Below are 22,415 nucleotides of genomic sequence, written 5' to 3'. Positions count from 1 at the left end.
GAGGCTGGCTCACGACTCGGTGTCGCCCGGCAGTCCAAGCAGACCGGGGCGGCTGCTGAGGCGCCCGGGGCCCGAGACGCGCACCGCGGGTGGCACGGGCGGGGGCATGAGCGTGTCGGCGGAGTCGTGCAGATCGGTTAGCAGGGCCGCGGCCGAACGCAGCATGGGCCAGGCGAGCAAGGCGCCGCAGCCGTCGGCACTGTCCAGCCCCAGTTCCAGCAGCGCTGCTGCATGGAACTGGGCCAGGGCCTGATCGAGACCGTGGTGGGTGTGGCTGCGGCAGAAGACGGCGTAGTCGGTGACGGGGGCGGCAATCATGGAGGCGGCCTTGAGCGCGGCGCAGGCCGGCAGGCCATCGACGATGATCAGATGCCTCTTGCTGGCGGCCACCAGCATGGCGCCAACCATCACGGCGGTCTCGAAGCCGCCGAAGGCCGCCAGCACATCCATGGGATCAACGACCTCGCGGTGGCGGGCCTGGCAGGCCAGCAGCAGGCTCAGCAGCGGGTCCAGCTGGTCCTGGCGCATGTCCGGGCCGGACACGATGAAGTCCTTCACCGGCAGGTCGCACAGGCGCGACATGACCAGGGCGCTGGACTCGAAGGCCCCCTGGCCCAGGCCGGCGCAGATCAGCACGTTGCCGCTGAACTTGTCGGCGATCTCCATGCCTACGCGCACGGCAGCATGGGCATGCTCCAGACTCATCGCGGGACCCAGCCGGCTGTTGCGCGTGCCATGGGCGATCTTGCGCGACTGCAGGCGCGGGTTGGGCGGCATCTCGTCGGCAATACCGCAGTCCACCACCGACAGCTGCAGGCCCTGCGTGCGTGCCAGCACGCTGCAGGGCAAGCGGTTGTGCAGAAGCAGGTCGGCGTGCGCCTTGGTGGTCCGGCCCCACATGAGGGGAAGGCCATCAACGGCCAGGCCGTGATCGGCCACAAAGAGGGCCAGGGTCGGATCGCGGAAGCGGGGCGTCAGGCTGTCCTGGATCAGCCCCAGGCGGATGGCCAGGGGCTCCAGCTCGCCCAGCCCGCCGGCCAGGGCGGCACGGCGCTGCAGACGCTCGCTCAGGGCGCGCCGCAGCTCGGGATTGGCAGTCGGGGAGATCAGGGACTGGTGGATGGACATGGGCGCTGACGGGCCGGCGACCTGCGCCGCTGGCCCGGATTGTGCGTCATGCCGACCGCCTTGCCTGCCGAAATTTCCCGCCCAGGCACTCAGCGCAGGAACAGTCGGTAGACCGGGTTGTCCGTCTCCTCCACGAAGGGGTAGTTCAGCGAATCCAGGAAGCGCTTGAAGGCGGCGTTGTCCCGTCGCGGAACCTGGATGCCGACCAGGATGCGGCCGTAGTCAGCACCCTGGTTGCGGTAGTGGAAGAGGCTGATGTTCCAGTCCGGGTGCATGCTGGAGAGGAACTTCATCAAGGCGCCAGGCCGCTCCGGGAAAATGAAGCGGAACAGACGCTCGTTCTCGGCCAGCTCGCTGCGGCCGCCGACCATGTGGCGCACGTGCTGCTTGGCGAGCTCGTCGTCGGTGAGGTCCACGGTCTCGTAGCCCTGGCGGCTGAGCTGGCGGATCACCTTCTGCGCCTCCTCGCGCTTCTGCGTGGAGACGCCCACGAAGACATGCGCCAGGCTGCTGTCGGAGATGCGGTAGTTGAACTCGGTGACGTTTCGGGGGCCCAGCAGCTCGCAGAAGCGCTTGAAGCTGCCGCGCTCCTCGGGGATGGTCACCGCGAAGACGGCCTCGCGCTGTTCACCCACCTCGGCGCGCTCGGCGACGAAGCGCAGGCGGTCGAAGTTCATGTTGGCGCCGCAGGTGATGGCCACGAAGGTCTGGCCCTTCACGCCCTGTGCTGCGCAGTACTGCTTGACTGCGGCCACGCCCAGCGCGCCGGCGGGTTCCAGGATGCTGCGCGTGTCCTCGAAGACGTCCTTGATGGCGGCGCAGACAGCATCGGTATCGACGATCACGAAGTCGTCCACCAGCTCGCGGGTGATGCGGAAGGTCTCCTCGCCAACCAGCTTGACGGCGGTGCCGTCCGAGAACAATCCGACGTCAGGCAACTGCACGCGCTTGCCGGCACGCACGGAGCGCACCATGGCGTCGGAGTCTCGGGTCTGCACGCCGATGACCTTGATGTCCGGGCGCACGGCCTTGATGTAGGCGGCCACGCCCGAGATCAGGCCGCCACCGCCGATGGCCACGAAGATGGCATCGATGCGGCCCTCGTGCTGGCGCAGGATCTCCATTGCGATGGTGCCCTGGCCGGCGATGACGTCCGGGTCGTCGAAGGGGTGGACGAAGCACAGGCCCTGCGCTTTCTCCAGCTCCAGCGCGTGGAGGTAGGCGTCGGAGAAGCTCTCGCCGTGCAGCACGACCTCGCCCCCCAGGGCCTGGACCGCGTTGATCTTGACCGAGGGCGTGGTGGTCGGCATCACGATCACCGCGCGGCAGCCCAGCTTGCGGGAGGACAGTGCCACGCCCTGGGCATGATTGCCTGCGGAGGCGCAGATGACGCCGCGCTGCAACTGCTCAGGCGCCAGGTGGGCCATCTTGTTGTAAGCCCCGCGCAGCTTGAAGCTGAAGACCGGCTGCTGGTCCTCGCGCTTGAGGTAGACCTTGTTGCCGACGCGGCGCGAGAGATTGCGGGCGGCGTCCAGCGGCGTCTCAATGGCGACGTCGTAGACCTTGGCGTTCAGAATTCGTTGCAGATAGCTGTTGCTGGCCGGAATCAGTGCAGGCGACTGCGGCGGGGTGGACGGGGAGCGGCGCTTGCGAACCTGGCCAGCCATCTGCGAACTCCAATGCGGGTGTTGCGGCACTGCATCATAAGCGGCGCCCTCCGGACCCAGGTGGAGGCGTCGGGCTCGAGGCGTCGCCCTTGAGCAAGGGCCCTGAGACGGTGCGCGAATGCTGCCCGGCTGCCCGCCGGGGCGAAAAAAAACCCGAAGCCTTGCAGCTTCGGGTTGAATCCACCATGGAGGCGGTGGAGGAGACAAAGGGCAGGGGCCGAAGTGGTGCGAATTAATGCACAAAACGAGTGCGCATACGTTTGCGACTCCGTCATCCCCAATGAAATTGATTCTATGTTGCGCGATGCTGCGGTGCAATATCCAAAGTGCCCTGGTATTGGAGCGGCATCTCTAGTTGGGCGATTGGTGTGACTTTTTGCGAATTCCGGCGGCGCATCGGAAGCCGGTCTGCCGGCGGTCGGGGGGCGATGGGGTTTTCGATTTGGGCCCACAATGCGCGCCATGGAATGCACGATCAATTGGATGGGCGCAGACGGCATGAGCTTCGTTGCCCAGACCGGCAGCGGCCACATGCTGGCCATGGATGGCGCGCCCGAGGGCGGTGGGCACAATCTGGCTCCACGCCCCATGGAGACGGTGCTGGCCGGCACAGGCGGCTGTACCGCCTATGACGTAGTGCTCATCCTCAAGCGCGGTCGCCACGACGTGCGCGGCTGCCAGGTCCAGCTCAAGGCGGAACGTGCCGCCACGGACCCTAAGGTGTTCACTGGCATCCACATGCATTTCGTGGTGAGTGGCAAGGCACTGGACCGCGCCGCCGTGGAACGGGCCGTCGCCCTGTCTCATGAGAAGTACTGCTCGGCGAGCATCATGCTGGCCAAGACGGCCAACATCACCACCTCGGTGGACATCGTCGAGGCCTGATAGGCCGGTGCCGGCTCCTCAGAGCCGGTGCGCCACCGTGGTCATCACGCGGGCGGCCAGGCGCATCAGGCCCGGCACTGGCGTCGGCAGTTCGGCTGCGCCGGCCTCCTGGGCGTGCTGCGCATGCTCGGCCTCCTCAGCCTTCATGCGATCGACGATCTCGCGCGAGCGCAGGTCTTCGGCCGGCAACCGGTCCAGGTGCGAGGCCAGGTGCTGCTCGACCTGACGTTCGGTTTCGACCAGAAAGCCCAGGCTGATCCGGTCTCCCATCAAGCCGGCCAGGCTGCCCAAGGCAAAGGCGCCGCCATACCAGAACGGATTCAGCAGGCTGGGGCGATCCTTGAGCTCGTCCAGGCGCTCGCGCGTCCAGGCCAGGTGATCGATCTCCTCGGCGGCCGCGGCTTCGAGCTGCCGGCGCAGGGGCTCCTCACGGGACAGCAGGGCCTGCGACTGGTACAGCGCCTGCGCACAGACCTCCCCGACGTGGTTCACCCGCATCAGCGCCCCGGCCAGCCTGCGCTGCGACTCGTCCAGCGACGCAGCCGAGCTCTGTGCCGGATTGGGACGGCCGGCGGCCGGTCGGCCGAATACGGTTAGCAGGCCGTGGCCAGTGGCGGACAGCAGGCGGTCCTTGAAGTCGAGGGTCGTTGGCATGACAGACGCGTGAGCGGGAAGCCTGCAGTGTAAATAGGCTTTGGGATGAGCACTGTTGAAGGCCTCTTGCTGCCTGTCTGGCGCAAATCCCCGCCGCCGTCCTTGTCTTGGTTCGTGACAGTCATATGAACATAAGCAAATGTTTGATCGTCGTTGTCATGCGACAACGCATGACAAACTGTCATGATTTGCAGGTGGCGCATCAGGGAAAACCTTTGGTTCAATCACGCCAACTTCCATGCGGCCTGCTGCTCGAAAGCCTCAGATCGTCATGGTTGCCTGACCCCTGATGACTCTTTCGGAGCTACAAATGAAAAAGACTGTCCTGGTGGGAGCCGTGCTGGCCGCCTTCGCTGGTGCCGCTGCGGCCCAATCGTCCGTGACCCTGTTCGGCGTGATCGACGCCAACGTGCGTTCTGCCAAGACCGGCAGCGCCACCATCAAGCAAGTCGGCACCGACGGCCTGAACGCAAGCCGTCTGGGCGTGCGCGGCACGGAAGACCTCGGTGGAGGTCTGAAGGCCGGCTTCTGGCTGGAAGGCGCCCTGAATCCCGACACCGGCAGCGCTGACTCCAGCCGCTTCTGGGGCCGCCGTGCCACCGTGAGCCTGAGCTCCGCCGAAATGGGTGAGCTGCGCATCGGCCGCCATAAGGTCGCTGCCCGCCTGGTCATCGACGGCTTCACGCCCTTCGAGACGACCGGCATTGCCGAGCTCACCAAGGCCTACTCCGCCCTGGGTAGCGGCGCCGACACGCTGAACCGTTCGGACAACCAGATCGCCTACAGCCTGCCCGAGACTCTGGGTGGCATCTACGGCACCTTCGAACTGGGCGCTGGCGAAGGCGCCGATGCCAAGAAGTACACCTCGGCTCGCCTGGGCTACAAGGACAAGGAACTGAACGTCGCCGGCGCCTACGCGCAGACCGACGCCAAGGGCAGCAAGTACAAGCTGTCCGTGCTGGGCGCTTCCTACGACTTCGGCGCAGCCGTGGTGATGGCCACCGTGGCCAACACCAAGTTCGACGCCTACAAGCAGTCGATCTTCACCATTGGTGCCAAGGTGCCCGTCACCAAGGAAGGTTCGGTGCGTGTGCATTACGCCCGCTCCAATGCCAATGACGCCGTGGCAGCCGCGAAGGTCGCTGACGACCTCAACATCCTGTCCTTCGGCTATGTCCACGACATGTCCAAGCGCACGGCTCTGTACGCCACCTACTCGCAGATCGACAACAAGGGCAACTCCAAGGTCGCCGTTGCCGGCGCCCCGGCTGCCGCCGCTGGTCAGAAGTCCTCTGCCTACGAAGTGGGCGTGCGTCACAGCTTCTGATGTGGCTCTCGGCGGGCCACTTGGGTCCGCCGGCCCGGCCGCACGAGCCGCCCCCTGGGGCGGCTTTTTCATTGGTGCGATCCGCTGCAAAAAGGTGGCGAACGGCGGCGAATGGCGCCGATTGTCAGCTCCAATTCAGTCTTGTCACCGCGGCGACAGGGTTAGTGCTTGTGGGTGGACTGCAACGATCCGGCTAGGCCTGCAGGGGCATCTGTCACAGAATCCAATGCGACTCTTCATTCTTACAGCAGGAGACAGATTCATGAAGAAGGCTACTCTGGTTCTGGGTTTGCTGGCTGCCAGCGTGAGCGCTGCTTACGCCCAGTCGAGCGTGACGCTCTACGGCATTGCCGACGGTGGCGTGCGCATGACCACGAATGAAGGCGTGAGCGGCAGCGGCTCCATCACGCGCGTTGTGGGTGGCGGCTTCTCCCAGAGTCGTCTGGGCGTCAACGTGACCGAAGACCTGGGGGGCGGCATGAAGGTGCTGGCCAACCTGGAGCACCGCCTGAACCTGGACACCGGTTCGGCCAACCCGGCCCCGCTGCCTTTCTGGATGCAGTCCTGGGTCGGCCTGCAGAGCAGCGACTTCGGCCGTGTGACCATCGGCCGCCAGTACAACGTGCTGTTCGACCTGGTCACCAGCACCTATGTTTCCTACCCCTACTCGCCCTATTTCGACGTCTACAAGCCTGAAGTGGGTCTGGCGCTGAGCGCTCGTGCCGACAACATGGTCAAGTATCTGTTCGAGCAGGGACCCATCCGTGGTGAGTTGCAGTTCTCGGCCGGTGAGGGCGGCGGCGGCCGTACCTTCGGCGGCGTGCTGCGTTACTCGGCCGACGGCATTTCCGCCGGCGTGGGTGCACAGGACTACCGTCTGCCCTCGGGTGCCAAGATCAAGGCCACGACCTTCGGTGGTTCCTACAAGATGGGCGAGTGGTATCTGAACGCCGGCTGGGGCGAGAACAAGGTGGAGGGCACGCCGACCGCGGCGGATGGCGCCACCGTCGCCAGCACGCTGCTGTGGGCCTCGTTCAATAACGGTGGTACCGGCTACGACGCAGCCATGGGCGGAAACGCGGCCCTGCTGGGCCTCAAGAAGCGCACCATGTGGACCCTGGGCATGGGCTACCAAATGTCGCCCCAGCTGAACCTGGGCACGCATTTCTACAGCGCCAAGCAGACTGGCGCCGTGTCCGCCCTGGAGCTCAAGGCCACCTTCTGGTCTGCCGTGGCTGACTACGCCCTGTCCAAGCGCACGGACCTTTACGCCGAGATCGACCGCACCTCGCTGAAGGGCGATCACGCCAGCCTGAACAGCAGCGCCGGCACGCCCAACAACGCCAAGTCGCGCATGGGCTACACGGTGGGCATCCGCCATCGCTTCTGATCTGCGCACTTCTTCGCGCAATCCAGGGCCCTTCGGGGCCCTTTTTCATCGTGTCGACAGATGCTGTGCACAGCATCACGGCGCTGAGACGCGAAGCAGCTAGTCTTGGCTGCAGCGGGTCTGGAGCAGTACATGAGCGCCTTCAAGAAATGGTTGTTGTTGGGTTGGGTGTTGAGCCTTGTGGCCTGCGCCCATCGCCCTGCCTCTGAGTCGGCCCAGACCGAGCCGGAGGCGGGCGTGGCGGCCCTGCCGCAGGACTGGTCTGTCCGGGAGCTGCCTGGCAAGGCGCGCACGCACTACAGCATGAACGAACGGGCCAGCCGGCCTTGTGTGCAGGCCAGTGCCCGCTCGTCGGCCAGCCTGCTGCGCCGGCGGCTCAGTCTGCCTGTCGAGCAATTGCAGGAGGTTCGATTCGAATGGTGGATCGATCGCTTCGAATCCAGCCGCGAAGTGGACGATCCGGATATCGATGATGCCCCCGCGAGCCTGGTGCTGGCCTTTGACGGCGATGTGGGGCAACTGTCGCTGCGCAACCGCATGCTGTTCGAGCTGGCTCAGGCCATCATGGGGGAGCCGCCGCCCTATGCCACGCTGATGTACGTCTGGGATGCCAAGGCCGCACCCGGCACGGTCAAGGTGAGCCCGCGCAGCGACCGGATCCGCAAGATCGTCATCGGCTCCGGCCATGACAAGCGAGGCGGCTGGCTCAGCTTCAGCCGCAATGTTGCCGAGGACTACCGCCTGGCCTTTGGCGAGGCGGCGGGGCCGCTGGTCGGCGCTGCGCTGATGACCGATGCTGATAACGGGCATGGCTCGGCGCAGGCATGCTACGGTCCGGTGCAGTTTCTGGATGCCGCCTATCGGGACCTGCCCGGCAGCCTGCGCTTCTGAGCTTCGCCGAGCGGCGCGTGCTCAGCGCGCGGGGCTGGAGGCAGCCGCTGCCGATGCTGCTGCCTTTGCCGGCGGCAAGGTCAGGGGTCCCTTCTGCCCGCAGGCCGAGAGCCACAGCACACTGGCCAGCAGCGATACCGCCATGCCGGCACGGATGCGACGCGACCGCATCGACCGCAGGGCCTTGCGGGTCGGGCGGCACCGAGTGGCGACTAAACTGGCAGCTTGATAGGTCTTCATAGCTGCAAGTTTATCGGTCATGAATGCACTCACCGCCACGCCCCTTGATGACGCCGACTACCACGCTCGCACGGACGCGATCCTGCTGGGCATCGAGTCCCGGATCGATGCCTGGCTGGACGGCGATGTGATTGACATCGACACGCACCGTACCGGCGGCCTGCTGGAGCTCAGCTTCCCCAATCGCAGCAAGATCATCATCAACACGCAGCCGCCGCTTCAGGAGCTGTGGGTGGCTGCCAAGGCCGGCGGCTTCCATTTCCGCTATGTGGACGGGCTCTGGCTGGAACGTGGCGGGCGCGAGTTCCATGCCCTGTTGTCCGAAGAAGCGTCCGCCCAGGCTGGGCAACCCTTGCAGTTCGAGGCGCCTCGGCCCTGACGGGGCTTTGGCAGGGACTGCGCCGGCACGTCCGTTGAAGACAAAAGGCCGCTCTCGGGCGGCCTTTGCTCTTGCAGGGAGCGGCAGACGCTCAGCGCCTGAACAGGTCCAGGATGCTCTTCTTTTCCTCCTCGCTGGCCGGAGGCGGAATGCCCGCATCATTGCTCAGGGCGCGGACGCCCGAGGTGCCGACGTACTCGTCGTAGAACCATTCACCGTTGACCTGCACCACCCCTTCGGGCGGCTGGATCTCGGCCACGCTGACGTTTTTCAGGGCGAAGCCCATGAACTCGATCCACACCGGCAGGGACAGGCCACCGCCGGTCTCACGGTCGCCCAGCTTGCGAGGTTGGTCATAGCCGATCCAGACCACGGCGACCAGGCCCTGCTGGTAGCCGGCGAACCAGGCGTCCATGGAATCGTTGGTGGTGCCGGTCTTGCCATAGATGTCCGGCCGCTTGAGCAGAGCCTGTGCCTTGGCTGCCGTGCCGCTGCGCGTGACCTCCTGGAGCAGGCTGCTCATCAGGAAGGCATTGCGGGGCTCCACGGCCCTGGCGTCGTCTCCCAGGGTGCGCGGCTGTGCCTCGTACAGCACGCGGCCCTTGTGGTCCGTCAGCTTGGCGACCAACTGGGGTGTGACCCGGTAGCCGCCGTTGGCAAAGACGGCGTAGCCCTGGGCCATCTGCATGGGCGTCACCGAACCGGCACCCAGAGCCATGGTCAGGTAGGCAGGGTGCTTCTCCGCCTCAAAGCCGAAGCGGGTGATCCAGTCCTGCGCGTAATGCACGCCGATGGACTGCAAAACGCGGATGGACACCATGTTCTTGGACTTGGCCAGAGCCTTGCGAAGGGGCAGGGGGCCATCGAAGGTGCCGTCGTAGTTCTTGGGCTCCCAGGGCTGGCTGCCCGTGGTGGTGGCGTCAAAGAAGAGCGGGGCGTCGTTGACCACCGTCGCGGGCGTGAAACCCTTCTCCAGCGCCGCCGAATAGATGAAGGGCTTGAAGCTGGAGCCCGGCTGGCGCCACGCCTGGGTGACATGGTTGAACTTGTTCTTGTTGTAGTCGAAACCGCCGACCATGGCGCGGATGCGCCCGTCCCGTGGATCCATGGCGACGAAGGCGCCCTCGACCTCGGGCAGTTGGGTGATGCTCCAGTCTCCCTTGGGCAGCTTCAGGACGCGGATGATGGCGCCCCGCCGGATGCGGGTCTTGGGATTGCCGCGTTCCGAGAGGCCGGAGGTGGCTGGCTTGAGTCCTTCGCCAGTGATGGTCAGGCTCTCGCCGCTCTGCAGCACGGCCACGACCTTTTTGGGGTCGGCCTCCAGGACGGCAGCGGCCAGCAATTCGTCGTTGGCCGGATGGTCCGCCAGCGCTTCGGCGATGCGCACGTCCATGTCCTTCGGGTCGGCGGGCAGGTCGATATAGGCCTCGGGACCGCGGTAGACCTGGCGGCGCTCGAAGTCCATGATGCCTCGGCGTAGTGCCCGGTAGGCCACCATCTGCTCGTCGTGGCGCAGGGTCAGGTAGACGTCCAGCCCGCGGCTGTAGGCTTCCTCGCCGTACTGCGTGAAGATCAGCTGCCGCGCGGCCTCGGCCACGTACTCGGCGTGACTGGTGGTATCGCTGAGCGAACGGTAGCGCAGCACCTCACTCTTGGCCTGCGCGTGCTGCTCCTCAGTGATGTAGCCGTTCTCCAGCATGCGGTCGATGATGTACTGTTGGCGGATCTTGGCGCGGCGCGGATTGTTGATGGGGTTGTAGGCCGAGGGCGCCTTGGGCAGTCCGGCCAGCATGGCGGCCTCGGCAATCGTGATGTCCTTGAGCGGCTTGCCGAAGTAGACCTCGCTGGCGGCCGCGAAGCCATAGGCCTTGTGCCCCAGAAAAATCTGGTTCATGTAGATCTCGAGGATCTGTTCCTTGCTCAGGGCCGATTCGATCTTGAGCGCCAGCAGGATCTCGTAGATCTTGCGCGTCATGGTCTTCTCGGTCGAGAGATAGAAATTGCGTGCCACCTGCATGGTGATGGTGGAGGCGCCCTGGCTGCGCGCCTCACCCACGTTGGCCAGCCCAGCGCGGATCACACCCAAGTAATCGACACCCCCATGCTGGTAGAAGCGGGCATCCTCGATGGCCAGGATGGCTTCCTGCATCACCTTGGGGATGTCTTTGATGGGTTGGTAATTGCGCCGCTCTTCGCCAAACTCGGCCAACACCACGCCGTCAGCCGAGAGGACGCGCAGCGGCAGCTTGGGGCGGTAGTCGGTCAGACCCGAGATGTCCGGCAGGTTCGGATAGGCCATGGACAGGCCCAGAGCCAGCAGCAAGGCGATGGCGGCGACTCCCCCAAGGGTCAGGCCGCCCAGCCACATCAGGGGGCGCCAGACGAAGCGATAGGCCGGTGTGTGGTGACGACGCGACGCCGTCTTCCCATCCTTCGCGTCCATATCAGGCGAAGTGGACACGTTTGATGATTTGGATTTGCTCATGGGGCTCCAGTGAGGGCAAATCATTATAGAAACGGCACTCTGCCGCGCTTTGAATCACCGCTCCTCCGTTGAAAGGTTCGGATTCAGTACGAAAGGGCTTCTTTTCGGGGACAGATCGGCGTAGAAAGCCGTGTATGTTTCGCAACGTGGTGTTACGTGCTGGCGGCCGTTTTTTGAACGGTGTCATAGGCTTTACTGCTAGCATTCAAGTAACTTATTAACAATCCGACGCCTGCAAAGCGTGTTGGGGGAACCGCGTCATGGGAATTCTTGACGTACTGCTGGGTCGCAAGCATCCGCCCGTGATTGGCTTGGACATCAGCTCATCCAGCGTCAAGCTGGTCGAGCTCAGTCAGAACAAAAATGGCGAGATGGTGCTCGAGCGCTTCGCGATGGAGTCGTTCGAGAAAGGCTGGATCGCTGACGGCCAGGTCGAGAAGTTCGACGAAGTCGCCGACGCCGTGCGTCGGGTGGTGGCCCGCAGCGGCACCAAGACCCGTGACGCCGTGCTGGCCATGCCGCAGTCGGCGGTGATCACCAAGAAGATCATGCTGCCGGCGGGGCTTCGGGAAGAGGAGCTGGAAATCCAGGTTGAAGCCGAGGCCAACCAGTACATCCCGTTCTCCCTGGACGAAGTCAGTCTGGACTTCTGCGTGCTGGGCCCCAGCCCTACTTCCGTTGGTGATGTCGAAGTGCTGATCGCCGCCTCACGCAAGGACAAAGTCCAGGACCGTCAGGGCCTGGCGGAAGCTGCGGGCCTGCGTCCCGTAGTGCTGGACATCGAGTCTCACGCCTCGCGCTTGGCCATGGGCCGCCTGGTCGCCGCATTGCCGGGGGAGGGCAAGGATGCTCTGGTGGCGCTCTTCGAGATCGGTGCGGACACCACCAGTCTGAAGGTGCTGCGCGACGACGAGATGCTCTATGACCGTGACCAGGCCTTTGGCGGCTCGCAACTGACGCAGCTCATCTCGCGCCAGTACGGCTTCTCCTTCGAGGAGGCCGAGCAGAAGAAGCTGGCCAATGAGCTGCCCGAGGATTTCGAGACGGTGGTGCTGCAACCCTTCGTCGATAGCCTGTCCCAGGAGATTGGCCGCGCGCTGCAGTACTTCTTCACCAGCACCCCGCACCACAAGGTGCACTACGTGATGCTGGCTGGCGGGACGGCCACGCTGCCCGGGCTCAAGGATCGCGTCACTGAGCTGACCGGCTTTGCTTGCATGGTGGTCAATCCCTTCGAAAGCATGGAGCTGGGTTCGGCCGTGCGCGAGTCCAAGCTTCGCCGTGAGGCTCCGGCTTACCTGACCGCCTGCGGGCTTGCGATGCGGAGGTTCTTCCAGTGATTTTGATCAACCTCCTTCCGCATCGCGCGGAGAAGCGCAAGCGTCGCAAGACAGCCTTCTTCGTCTGGCTGGGACTGTCGGTGGCCTTCGGTGCCTTGATTGTTGGTGCCGGCATGCTGCTGCTGCAGCAGATGACCGACCAGCAGATCGCTCGCAATGAGTACTTGAAGCGCGAGAACAAGCTGCTGGATGATCAGATCAAGGACATTGCCACCCTCAAGGCCGAGATCGAGGGTTTGAAGTCCCGCCAGAAGGCTGTCGAGGATCTGCAGACCGATCGCAACATGCCAGTACATCTGCTCAACGAGCTGGTGCGGCAGGTGCCCGAAGGCATCTTCCTGACCAGCATCCGCCAGCTTGACAAGGTCGTGACGGTCAACGGTCTGGCGCAGACCCAGGACCGTGTCTCGGAGTTCATCCGCAATACCTCGCGGTCTTCCGAGTGGCTCTTCAACCCGGATCTCGTGGAAATCCGGCAGGCCGGTGTCGTCAACTCCAAGGATCAGAAGCGCCTGTTCGAATTCACGATGCGGGTCTCCATCAAGGCTCCGGTGGCGGAAACGCCGGCCAAGGGGCAGCCTCCCAAGAAGCCCTGACGACATGGCCAAGAACTCATCTGCCAAATTCGATCTGAACGTCTGGTTCCAAGAGGTCCAGGATCAGTTCAGGGGACTCAACCCGCAGGAGCCGGGCCAGTGGCCCTTGGCGCCGCGCCTGTTGGCCTTCATCATTGCGGCCGCCTTGGCCGTGACGGCCGGCTGGTTCCTGGTTCTGGCTGACGCGCAAGCAGGTCTGGACGCTGAGGCCGCCAAGGAGCCGGGGCTGCGCCAGGATTTCCGGAACAAACTGATCCAGGCCGTGAACCTGCCCGAGCTGCGCAAGCAGAAGAGCCAGGTCGAGGAATACGTGACTCAGCTGGAAAAGCAGTTGCCAGGCAAGGCCGAGATGGACGCCTTGCTCTCGGACATCAACAATGCCGGCGTGGGCCGGGGCCTGCAGTTCGAGCTCTTCCGCCCCGGTGCGGAAGTGGTGCGGGACTTTTATGCCGAAAAGCCCATTTCGCTGAAGGTGTCGGGCCGATATCACGACATCGGCTCCTTCGCCGCAGACATTGCCAACCTGTCACGCATCGTCACGCTCAGCAACCTCAACCTGACAGCCATCCAGTCGCGAGAGCCCGGCCTCTCGGGCGCCCTCACGATGGAAGCCCTGGCGCGTACTTACCGATACCTGGACGCGGGCGAAGTCGCTGAGCAGCGCAAGAGCAAGACGGGTGCCGGTTCGGGAGCCAAGAAATGAAGCGCCTGACAGTCATCACCCTGAGCCTCGCGGCCTTGAGCCTCAGTGGCTGCGGCAGCGACCTGTCCGAACTGCAGGACTGGACGGCCCAGCAACGACGCGAAATACGTGCCACCGTTCAGCCCTTGGCGCCGCCGAAGAAGTTTTCGCCTGAACCCTACGATGCGGCGCTGAGCGTGGACCCGTTCAGCTCCCAGAAGCTGCGTGTGGCCGTCAAGCAGGAGGCGGCGCAGCCCAACTCGCTGCTCACGGCGGAAATGAACCGGCGCAAAGAGCCGCTGGAATCCTTCCCCCTTGATTCGATGGCCATGGTGGGCAGTCTGGTGCGTCAGGGGCGTCCATTTGCGCTGCTGAAAGTGGACGCGCTTCTGTATCAGGTCAAGCAGGGTGACCATCTGGGGCTCAATTTCGGGCGGATCACCCAGATTTCCGAAACCGAGATCACCCTGCGGGAAGTCGTCCAGGACGCTGCGGGCGAATGGATAGAACGCACAAGCACCCTCCAGTTGCAGGAGAAGGGACGATGAAGAATTTGTCGGAGATGAGCGGTATGACTCAATGGCGTCGGTGGGCGGTTGGCGTAGTAGCGGTGGCCTTGCTGCCGCTTCAGGCTTGGGCGCAAAACGCAATCAAGTCCATCAGCACTTTGCAGCAATCGGGCGTTGAGGTCGTTCGAATCGAGCTCAATGAGAGCTTGAAGGACATCCCTGCCGGCTTCGTCGTGCAGGCGCCTCCCCGCATCGCGCTGGACCTGCCGGGCATTGCCAATGGCATGGGACGCAACACCGTAGAGATCAACGCAGGCAATCTGCGCTCTGCCAGCGTCGCCCAGGCAGGCGAGCGCACACGCGTGGTGCTGAACCTGCGCCAGGCTTCCAGCTACCGAGCGCAGCTTGAGGACAAGGCCCTGCTGGTGATCCTGGAGAACCCGGGCGCGCAGACCACGGCTGCGGCCCCGTCGGCGAAGCCTGCCGAGCCCATGCATTTCGCTCCCAGCCTCAATGCTGCTAGCCAGACCCTGCGCGACATCGATTTCCGCCGCGGGGTGGACGGTGCCGGCCGCGTGGTCATCAGCCTGCCGAGCAACCAGGTGGGGGTGGACATCCAGCAGCAGGGCCAGAACCTGGTACTGGAGTTCCCCAAGACCAGCCTGCCGCCTGAGCTGCGCCGCCGCCTGGATGTGGCCGATTTCGGCAGCCCTGTGCAGTACGTGAGTGCCAGCCAGATGGGCGACAAGGTCCGCGTGGTCGTCGAGCCCAAGGGCGCCTGGGAGCACAGTGCCTACCAGAGTGACAACCAGTTCGTACTGGAAGTGCGTCCGCAGAAGGTGGACCCCAACAAGCTGGTGCAAGGCCCCGGTTTCGCGGGTGACAAGCTGTCCCTGAACTTCCAGAGCATCGAAGTTCGTGCGCTGCTGCAGGTCATCGCAGACTTCACCAACTTCAACGTGGTGACCAGCGACACCGTGACCGGCAACGTGACCCTGCGCCTGAAGGACGTGCCCTGGGATCAGGCCCTGGACATCATCATGCAGGCCCGTGGCCTGGGGCTGCGCAAGTCCGGCAATGTGCTGTGGATTGCGCCCAAGGAGGAGCTGGCCAACAAGGAGAAGGCGGACCTTGAGGCCAAGGCACAGCTGGCACAACTGGAGCCGCTGCGGACCCAGTCCTTCCAGCTGAACTACGTCAAGGCTGAGGACATCCTGAAGGGCCTGACCGGCACCAGCGGCGGGGGCGCCAACTCGCGCATTCTTTCGTCGCGGGGCAGCGTGATCTCCGAGTCCCGCACCAACCAGCTGTTCGTCAATGACACTTCCACCAAGCTGGAAGAAGTTCAGGCGCTGATCGCCAAGATCGACATCCCCGTTCGTCAGGTGCTGATCGAGGCACGCATCGTCGAGGCTGATGACAGCTTCGGCCGTTCGCTGGGCGTGAAGCTGGGCGTCAATGATGTGCGCGCCTCGCAAGGCGGCATTCCCGGTTACAACATGGGTGGCAACAACTATGTGGCCATTGGCGGCAACTACAATGCTGTGGGCGGCCAGACCCTGCAGCCCGGCGCGACGCGCACCTACAACGACACCCAGCTGATCAGCCTGCCGGCCCCGAGCGTGCTGGGCGGCGCTCCGCAGACCTTCGCGCTGACGCTGTTCAACGCCACGGCCAATCGCTTCCTGAACCTGGAGCTGTCGGCCCTGGAGGCGGATGGCCGCGGCAAGATCGTGTCCAGCCCGCGCGTGGTGACGGCGGACCAGGCCAAGGCCCTGATCGAGCAGGGTGAGGAAATTCCTTACCAGCAGGCGACCTCAGCCGGCGCAACGGCCGTGACCTTCAAGAAGGCGGTGCTGAAGCTTGAGGTGGTGCCGCAGATCACGCCCGAGGGCAATGTCATCCTGGACGTCGATGTGAACAAGGACAGCCGTGGCGTCCTCACGCCCCAGGGCTATGCCATCAACAACAAGCATGTGAAGACTCAGGTGCTGGTTGAGAATGGCGGCACTGTCGTGCTGGGGGGCATCTTTACCCAGGAAGAGCATGAGGACGTGAAGAAGGTGCCGTTCCTGGGTGACGTGCCGGTGGTTGGCAATCTGTTCAAGAACAGGGCCAAGACCTCGAGCAAGACGGAATTGCTGATCTTCATCACCCCCAAGGTGGTGACGGATCGGGTGAGCGGAAAATAAGTGCTACTGGTGTCGCGGACAGCTCGCGGCACCCTAGGAGAGTGAAATGTTGAAGTTGTTCCGAGGACTTGGCTCGCGGTGGTTGCATGGCCTGATGGGCCTCGCCATGGTGATGAGCCTGGTGGCTTGCGGCGGGGGAGGCAGCGCGGGATCGCCCGTGCTCGGCGGTGGTGGCAATGGCGGCACGACGACACCGGCGCCCAAGATCAGCTTGAGCCTGTCGTCCGATACCGTGGCGCTGGCTTCGCCGGCCACGGTGACCGCTGTGTTCAAGGACGCGACCGGCAATGCGATAGCAGGTCAGGTGGTCACCTTCACCACGACGGGTGGCCTGGGCGTGTTCAGCGCGGCGACCGCTTTGACGGATGCCACCGGCACGGCCTCGGTCACCCTGTCCCCCAAGGACAGCACCAGCACCGGCGCCGACACTGTGACGGCCTCGGTCACCTACAGCAACGCGACCTACAGCGCCTCGGCCGGCTTCAAGCTGACCGCGACGACGGTCACCATTGCCTCGGTCACGTCTGACATCACTGCCCTGGGTGCTTACGCGCAGACTTCCATCAACGTCACGCTGGCGGGCACGAGTTCCGCGACGCCTGTGAAGGTCACCATTGCCTCCCAGTGCGTGACCAGCGGCCGTGCGACGCTGGTGCCGGCGGACGTGACCACCACGACCGGCTCGGCCAGCTTCACCTACCGTGACAACGGCTGCGGCGCCTATCAGAAGGAAGATAACCTGCAGATCGCGGTGGTCGGTACGACGCAACTGGCCTCGCTCAAGTTCAGCCTGAGCTCGCCGGCGGTCGCCAGCATCTCCTTCATCTCCTCGTCGCCGCAGAGCATCTACCTGCGCGGTTCCGGCTATGTCGAGAACTCCGACGTCAAATTCCAGGTGAAGGATGCCAGCGGCCAGGGCGTGCCCGAGCAGCTGGTGGTGCTGGAGCCGACCACGCTGGCTGGCGGCCTGCTGATCGAGGGCGGCAGCGCCCCCGTGACCAAGAAGACCGATTCCAAGGGTGAAGTTACCGTCCGCATCAATTCGGGCACGGTGCCGACCCCCGTTCGGGTCAAGGCCACGCTGAAGGACAGCGCCATTGCGACGGTGTCCAGCAGCCTGTCCATTGCTGTGGGTCTGCCTTCGCAGCTGCGCTTCTCCGTGGCGCCTGTGGCCTTCAATATCGAGGGCTATGACTTTGACGGCACGCCCAATAACTACATCGTCATCGCGTCGGATCGCCTGGGCAACCCGGTTCCGGACGGCACGGCGATCAACTTCGTGACGGAGGCCGGCCAGATCGAGGCCCTGAAGTTCACCGCGCTGGCAGGAGGGATTGCCAAGGCCACGGCCGCGACCGCTTCGAATGGTCAGCGTCCCGTTGACGGTCGCGTGACGATGGTGGCCTACGCTCTGGGTGAGGAATCCTTCATCGACCGCAACGGCAACAACATCTACGACAAGGCCGGCGAGAACGGCGCCACGCAGGACGAAGACTTCCAGGACCTGGGTGACATCTTCCTGGACCGCCTCTACAACGGCAAGTTCGATGTCGAAAAGGACCAGTTCCTGTCGCTGTCCCTGGGCGGCAACAAGGAATGCAAGGAAGGCAACGACAGCGTTCTGAAGATGATCAAGGACCCTGTCACCGGCCGTCAGCTTGAGATCTATCCCTCGCGTCCTGGCTCCTGTGACCAGGCCTGGGGCCGTGCCTATGTCCGCCAGGCGGTCCAGACGGTGTGGTCGCGTTCCACCGCGAATCCGATGTGGGGCACGAAGAACCATCCGAACGCTGCGGCTGCTACCGCTGCGGACTGCCCGGCAGCCGCCACTCGGCTGTACGACTACGACACCAACGGCCAGCCGCTCAACGCGGTGCTGTACCCAGTGTCGGGAACGCAGCTGTATTCGATGCCCGGTCAGTCGACCATCGCCTTCTATGTCTCGGATTCGAATGGCGTTGCCTTCAATCCTGTGGCAGCAGGATCGATCGTGTCGGTGTCTGCAACGGACGGCATGTCGGCCTCCGTGGCGGCAGGGTCACCGATCCCCAGCACCACGGCGCCTAGCGTGGTGGTGGTGAACTACAAGTTCGACAATGTGAACTCTGGCGTCATCACCGTGAAGGTGCAGTCGCCGCTGGGGGTGGTCAGCGCCCATGGTATCTCGGTGACGACAGTCGCCAAGCCGGACGGTCACGTCAGCTGCACTCCTTGATCATCTCCCTTGTCGGCATGCCCGGCGGTGGCAAGTCCACCGTCGGGCGTAGTCTTTCCCGGCAGGCCGGCATGCGCTTTGTCGATTCCGACGGCGAGATCGAGAAGCAGCTGGGCGAAAGCATCCGCAGCTTCTTCGATCGCGAGGGCGAGGCCCGGTTCCGTAATATCGAGCAGGCCGTCATTGCCGACCTGCTGCAGCGACCGGGTGACATGGTCCTGGCGACTGGCGGTGGTGCGGTACTGCGCGAGCCCAACCGCCTGGCACTGCGTCAGCAGTCCACCGTGCTGTACCTGCGCTCTACGCCCGAAGAGCTGTTCCGGCGCCTGCGCCACGACACGCAACGCCCGCTTCTGCAGGTGAAGGATCCCCTGCAGAAGTTGCGCGAGCTCTATGCGCAGCGCGACCCCCTCTATCGCTCCACCGCCCACTACACCATCGAAGTAGGCCGCCCCTCCGTCGCGACCCTGGTCAACATGGTGCTGATGCAGCTGGAGCTGGCGGGCCTGATTTCCGCGGAGCGAGTCGCCGCCACGGTGGGCGCAGGGCGTGAGGACGAGGCGCAAGCCTGAGATCGGCACCGCCGAAGGCCGGTCTATTCTGCGGGCCGTACACTCGGCCGATATGAACGCCATTCCCCCCAGTCCGGCCGCTTCCCCGGCCGCATCCGGACTTGCCGCTGCCGGCCACCGCCGGGTCCCCATTGCCCTGGACGAGCGCAGCTACGACATCCACATTGGTCGCGGCCTGCTGAGCGACACCAGCAGCTGGGAAGGCCTGCCCCAGGCCCGTTGCGCGGTGATCGTCAGCAATGAGACAGTCGCACCCTTGTATCTGGAAACCGTGGCCGTCAGGCTGCGTGAGCGCTACGCGCAGGTCCTGTCCGTCGTGCTGCCCGATGGTGAGCAGTACAAGGGCTGGGATGCCATCGAGCGCATTGCCTCGACCCTGCTGGAGGCCGCGGCCGATCGCAAGACGGTGCTCTTCGCCCTCGGTGGCGGCGTGATCGGCGACATGACCGGCTTCGCGGCGGCGATTTATATGCGCGGCGTGCCCTTCGTCCAGATCCCTACCACCTTGCTGGCCCAGGTCGATTCCTCCGTGGGCGGCAAGACGGCCATCAACCATGCCCTGGGCAAGAACATGCTGGGGGCCTTCTACCAGCCCCAGCGCGTCATCGCTGACCTCGACACGCTCCGTACCCTGCCGGCTCGGGAGCTGTCTGCCGGCCTGGCCGAGGTGATCAAGTACGGGCCCATCGCCGACGCCAATTTCCTGGCCTGGCTGGAGGCCAACATGGATGCGCTCCGTGCGCGTGATCCCTCGGCCCTGGCCTACGCGGTGCAGCGCAGCTGCGAGATCAAGGCCTGGGTCGTCGGCCAGGACGAGCGCGAATCCGGCCTGCGGGCCATCCTCAACTTCGGTCATACCTTCGGCCATGCCATCGAGACCGGCCTCGGCTACGGCGAATGGCTGCACGGCGAGGCCGTGGGTTGCGGCATGGTCATGGCCAGCGACCTGTCGGTGCGCCTGGGCCTCATGCCCCCTGAGTTCCTGGCCCGCATGGCGGCCCTCATCGGCAGGGCCGGCCTGCCCGTGAAGGCGCCGGCTTCGATCGGGGTCGAGCGCTTCATGAGCCTGATGCGGATCGACAAGAAGGCCGAGGGCGGCGAGATCCGATTCGTACTGATCGAACACCTGGGGCAGGCGGTGATGCGCAGTGCCCCGGATGCCCTGGTCGCCGACGTCATCCGGCAGCACAGCGCCTGAGCCTTGAAAGACCGTTGCGCATGTCCCTGAAGCCCTACGCCTGCCATGCCAACGCCTCCCGTGGTCGCCGCTTCCCCGAGCCGGCCGCACCCACGCGCAGCGAGTTCCAGCGCGATCGCGACCGCATCGTCCACAGCTCGGCCTTTCGTCGCCTGGTCTACAAGACCCAGGTCTTCCTCAACCATGAGGGTGACCTGTTCCGAACCCGGCTGACGCATTCGCTGGAAGTCGCCCAACTGGGGCGCTCTATCGGCCGCAGCCTGGGCCTGGACGAAGATCTGATCGAGACGGTCGCCCTGGCCCACGACCTGGGCCACACGCCCTTCGGCCATGCCGGCCAGGATGTCCTCGACGATTGCATGAAAGCCCATGGTGGCTTCGAGCACAACCTGCAGAGCCTGCGGGTCGTGGATCATCTCGAGCAGCGCTATCCGGCCTTCGATGGGCTCAACCTGACATTCGAGAGCCGGGAAGGCATCCTCAAGCACTGCGCGCGGCGCAATGCCGAGCTGATCGAGGCGCGCGAGCCCGGTGGCATCGCCCGGCGTTTTCTGAATGGCGGCCAGCCCAGTCTCGAGGCCCAGCTCTGCAATCTGGCGGATGAGGTGGCCTACAACGCCCATGACATCGACGACGGCGTGCGCTCCGGCCTGCTGACCCTGGAGCAGTTGGAGTCGGTGCCCCTGGTCCAGCACTACCTGCGCGAGACCCTGGCCGTCTATCCGGCCCTGCAGGGCAAGCGCCTGCTGTTCGAGACCATACGCCGCATGCTGTCCCAGCAGGTCTACGACATCATCGAGGCCAGCGAGTCCGCCCTGGCCGAGCATGCGCCGGCCAATGTGGACGACGTCCGCCAGACGCCGCCGCTGATCCGATTCACGCCGGCCATGCGCCACGCCAGCACGGAGCTCAAGCGCTTCCTTTTTGCCAATCTCTACCGCCATGCCCAGGTCCGCGACACCCGCCAGCGCGCGGAAATTGTCCTTCGCGACCTCTTCGCGGCCTATTTGCAGGACCGCCAGCACCTCCCGCCAGACTTCGCCGAGCAGGCCGACCACCCGCGCGCTTGCGCCGACTACATCGCCGGCATGACCGATCGCTTTGCCCTCAAGGAGCATGAGCGCCTGACGGGCCAGCGCCTCTTCGCCTGAGCCGCCCGCTTGCGGAATAATTGGGGACAGATTCATGCGGCCCTGTGGCTGCCCGGAGTGCCACCATGGCCCGACTGTCCCGCCTCGCCATCCCCGGCGAGGTCCATCACCTGATCCAACGCGGCCACGACCAGCAGCCCATCGTCCGGGACGATGAGGACCGGCGCGCTTTCATCGACGCTCTTCGCGAATGCGCGGCCCTGCACAAGGTGGCCATCCACGCCTATGTGCTGATGGACAACCACCTGCACCTGCTGGTCACGCCGCCAGCGCCAGAGAGCCTCAGCCGCATGATGCAGTCGCTGGGGCGGCGCTATGTGGCGCGCTTCAACCGGAGGCACGCGCGCAGCGGTGGGCTCTGGGAGGGGCGCTTCCGCGCCGCGCCTCTGGAGCCTGCCTGGCTGCTGTCGTGCATGCGCTACATCGAACTCAACCCCCTGCGCGGTGGCCAGGTCGATCGTCCGGAGGCCTATCCATGGTCCAGCGCAGCCCACCACCTAGGCGCCGTGCGCGACCCTCTGGTGCAGGACCATGCCGGCTTCTGGGCCATGGGCAACACGCCCTTTGAGCGCGACGCCAACTACCGGCGCTACCTGGAGGAGGGGAGCAGCCAGGAGGAGACGGATGCGCTGTTGGCGGCGGCCCTGCGCGGCTGGCCCCTGGGCTCCGTGGCCTACCGCGCGCAGTTGGCCAAGCAGACCGACCGCCCGCTGGCGCCCCGGTCTCGGGGGCGCCCACGCCGCAAGAATGCCGAGATTGTCCCCATTTAAATTGGAGGAAGGCCTCTGGAATCACTATAAAAGAGTCTGACCCCATTTAATCGTTCTTGTCCTGTAACGACTCGGCGACTAATCTGCACGGCAATCCTCCCGCGCTGCAGCAATTGGGCAGCGCAGGCCTTCCGGGGCCGGAGC

20 protein-coding genes are annotated in these 22,415 nt (G+C 64.8%); 15 read left to right on the top strand and 5 right to left on the bottom strand.

Going from position 1 to position 22,415, the window contains the following annotated elements:
- Window positions 1-9 precede the first annotated feature (9 nt).
- Window positions 10-1,128 (bottom strand): nicotinate-nucleotide--dimethylbenzimidazole phosphoribosyltransferase, encoded by a 1,119-nt coding sequence (locus H5407_RS06690; protein WP_183103663.1) that lies wholly within the window; start codon window positions 1,126-1,128, stop codon window positions 10-12.
- Between the two features lie 89 nt (window positions 1,129-1,217).
- Window positions 1,218-2,795, bottom strand: a complete 1,578-nt coding sequence (ilvA, locus tag H5407_RS06685; protein ID WP_183103662.1) for a threonine ammonia-lyase, biosynthetic — start codon at window positions 2,793-2,795, stop codon at window positions 1,218-1,220.
- Window positions 2,796-3,257: 462 nt separating this feature from the next.
- Here ilvA and H5407_RS06680 point away from each other — a divergent pair, with 462 nt between their 5' ends.
- Window positions 3,258-3,680: an OsmC family protein gene (locus tag H5407_RS06680; protein WP_183103661.1), complete on the top strand. Its 423-nt coding sequence runs from the start codon at window positions 3,258-3,260 to the stop codon at window positions 3,678-3,680.
- Window positions 3,681-3,698: 18 nt separating this feature from the next.
- Here the strand turns inward: H5407_RS06680 and coq7 are convergent, their stop codons facing one another.
- Window positions 3,699-4,334 (bottom strand): 2-polyprenyl-3-methyl-6-methoxy-1,4-benzoquinone monooxygenase, encoded by a 636-nt coding sequence (coq7, locus tag H5407_RS06675; RefSeq protein WP_183103660.1) that lies wholly within the window; start codon window positions 4,332-4,334, stop codon window positions 3,699-3,701.
- A gap of 310 nt (window positions 4,335-4,644) precedes the next feature.
- On the opposite strand from coq7, the gene H5407_RS06670 reads away from it, so the two are divergent.
- The 3 genes from H5407_RS06670 (at window position 4,645) to H5407_RS06660 (ending at window position 7,942) form a co-directional block, all read left to right on the top strand.
- Complete coding sequence (locus tag H5407_RS06670; RefSeq protein ID WP_183103659.1) at window positions 4,645-5,661, top strand: porin; 1,017 nt, start codon at window positions 4,645-4,647, stop codon at window positions 5,659-5,661.
- A 262-nt stretch (window positions 5,662-5,923) separates the two neighbouring features.
- Window positions 5,924-7,051: a porin gene (locus H5407_RS06665; RefSeq protein WP_255501109.1), complete on the top strand. Its 1,128-nt coding sequence runs from the start codon at window positions 5,924-5,926 to the stop codon at window positions 7,049-7,051.
- A 132-nt stretch (window positions 7,052-7,183) separates the two neighbouring features.
- Window positions 7,184-7,942 carry a DUF3047 domain-containing protein gene (locus tag H5407_RS06660; protein ID WP_183103657.1) on the top strand — a complete coding sequence of 253 codons (759 nt, stop codon included), beginning with the start codon at window positions 7,184-7,186 and terminating at the stop codon, window positions 7,940-7,942.
- Window positions 7,943-7,963: 21 nt separating this feature from the next.
- Here H5407_RS06660 and H5407_RS06655 read toward each other — a convergent pair whose 3' ends face one another.
- Window positions 7,964-8,086, bottom strand: coding sequence for an LPS translocon maturation chaperone LptM (locus tag H5407_RS06655; protein WP_255501118.1), 123 nt, complete (start codon window positions 8,084-8,086; stop codon window positions 7,964-7,966).
- A 115-nt stretch (window positions 8,087-8,201) separates the two neighbouring features.
- Here H5407_RS06655 and cyaY point away from each other — a divergent pair, with 115 nt between their 5' ends.
- Entirely contained in the window at window positions 8,202-8,561 is a 360-nt protein-coding gene (gene cyaY, locus H5407_RS06650) for an iron donor protein CyaY (RefSeq protein ID WP_183103655.1), read from the top strand.
- Between the two features lie 91 nt (window positions 8,562-8,652).
- On the opposite strand, the gene H5407_RS06645 is transcribed toward cyaY, so the two are convergent.
- Entirely contained in the window at window positions 8,653-11,004 is a 2,352-nt protein-coding gene (locus tag H5407_RS06645; protein ID WP_183103747.1) for a penicillin-binding protein 1A, read from the bottom strand.
- 302 nt (window positions 11,005-11,306) lie between these two features.
- Here H5407_RS06645 and H5407_RS06640 point away from each other — a divergent pair, with 302 nt between their 5' ends.
- The 10 genes from H5407_RS06640 (at window position 11,307) to H5407_RS06595 (ending at window position 22,271) form a co-directional block, all read left to right on the top strand.
- Entirely contained in the window at window positions 11,307-12,386 is a 1,080-nt protein-coding gene (locus H5407_RS06640; RefSeq protein ID WP_183103654.1) for a pilus assembly protein PilM, read from the top strand.
- Entirely contained in the window at window positions 12,383-12,982 is a 600-nt protein-coding gene (locus H5407_RS06635; protein WP_183103653.1) for a PilN domain-containing protein, read from the top strand. The genes H5407_RS06640 and H5407_RS06635 overlap by 4 nt, the downstream gene beginning before the upstream one ends.
- 4 nt (window positions 12,983-12,986) lie before the next feature.
- Window positions 12,987-13,685, top strand: a complete 699-nt coding sequence (locus H5407_RS06630) for a type 4a pilus biogenesis protein PilO (protein ID WP_183103652.1) — start codon at window positions 12,987-12,989, stop codon at window positions 13,683-13,685.
- Window positions 13,682-14,212 carry a pilus assembly protein PilP gene (locus H5407_RS06625; protein ID WP_183103651.1) on the top strand — a complete coding sequence of 177 codons (531 nt, stop codon included), beginning with the start codon at window positions 13,682-13,684 and terminating at the stop codon, window positions 14,210-14,212. The genes H5407_RS06630 and H5407_RS06625 overlap by 4 nt, the downstream gene beginning before the upstream one ends.
- 14 nt (window positions 14,213-14,226) lie before the next feature.
- Window positions 14,227-16,365: a type IV pilus secretin PilQ gene (gene pilQ, locus H5407_RS06620; RefSeq protein WP_404935601.1), complete on the top strand. Its 2,139-nt coding sequence runs from the start codon at window positions 14,227-14,229 to the stop codon at window positions 16,363-16,365.
- A 46-nt stretch (window positions 16,366-16,411) separates the two neighbouring features.
- Entirely contained in the window at window positions 16,412-18,580 is a 2,169-nt protein-coding gene (locus tag H5407_RS06615; RefSeq protein ID WP_183103649.1) for an Ig-like domain-containing protein, read from the top strand.
- Window positions 18,577-19,152, top strand: a complete 576-nt coding sequence (locus H5407_RS06610; protein WP_255501108.1) for a shikimate kinase — start codon at window positions 18,577-18,579, stop codon at window positions 19,150-19,152. The genes H5407_RS06615 and H5407_RS06610 overlap by 4 nt, the downstream gene beginning before the upstream one ends.
- A 52-nt stretch (window positions 19,153-19,204) precedes the next feature.
- Complete coding sequence (gene aroB / locus H5407_RS06605) at window positions 19,205-20,350, top strand: 3-dehydroquinate synthase (RefSeq protein WP_183103648.1); 1,146 nt, start codon at window positions 19,205-19,207, stop codon at window positions 20,348-20,350.
- A 20-nt stretch (window positions 20,351-20,370) separates the two neighbouring features.
- Window positions 20,371-21,501 carry a deoxyguanosinetriphosphate triphosphohydrolase gene (locus H5407_RS06600; RefSeq protein WP_183103647.1) on the top strand — a complete coding sequence of 377 codons (1,131 nt, stop codon included), beginning with the start codon at window positions 20,371-20,373 and terminating at the stop codon, window positions 21,499-21,501.
- Window positions 21,502-21,566: 65 nt separating this feature from the next.
- Window positions 21,567-22,271, top strand: a complete 705-nt coding sequence (locus H5407_RS06595) for an REP-associated tyrosine transposase (protein WP_183103646.1) — start codon at window positions 21,567-21,569, stop codon at window positions 22,269-22,271.
- The last annotated feature ends 144 nt before the right edge of the window (window positions 22,272-22,415 follow it).

Origin of the sequence: Mitsuaria sp. WAJ17 (genome assembly GCF_014174515.1) — a bacterium.
GTDB lineage: Bacteria > Pseudomonadota > Gammaproteobacteria > Burkholderiales > Burkholderiaceae_C > Roseateles_B.
The sequence above is the reverse complement of the archived record's forward strand: the minus strand, read 5'-3'. Positions and strand labels throughout refer to the sequence as shown.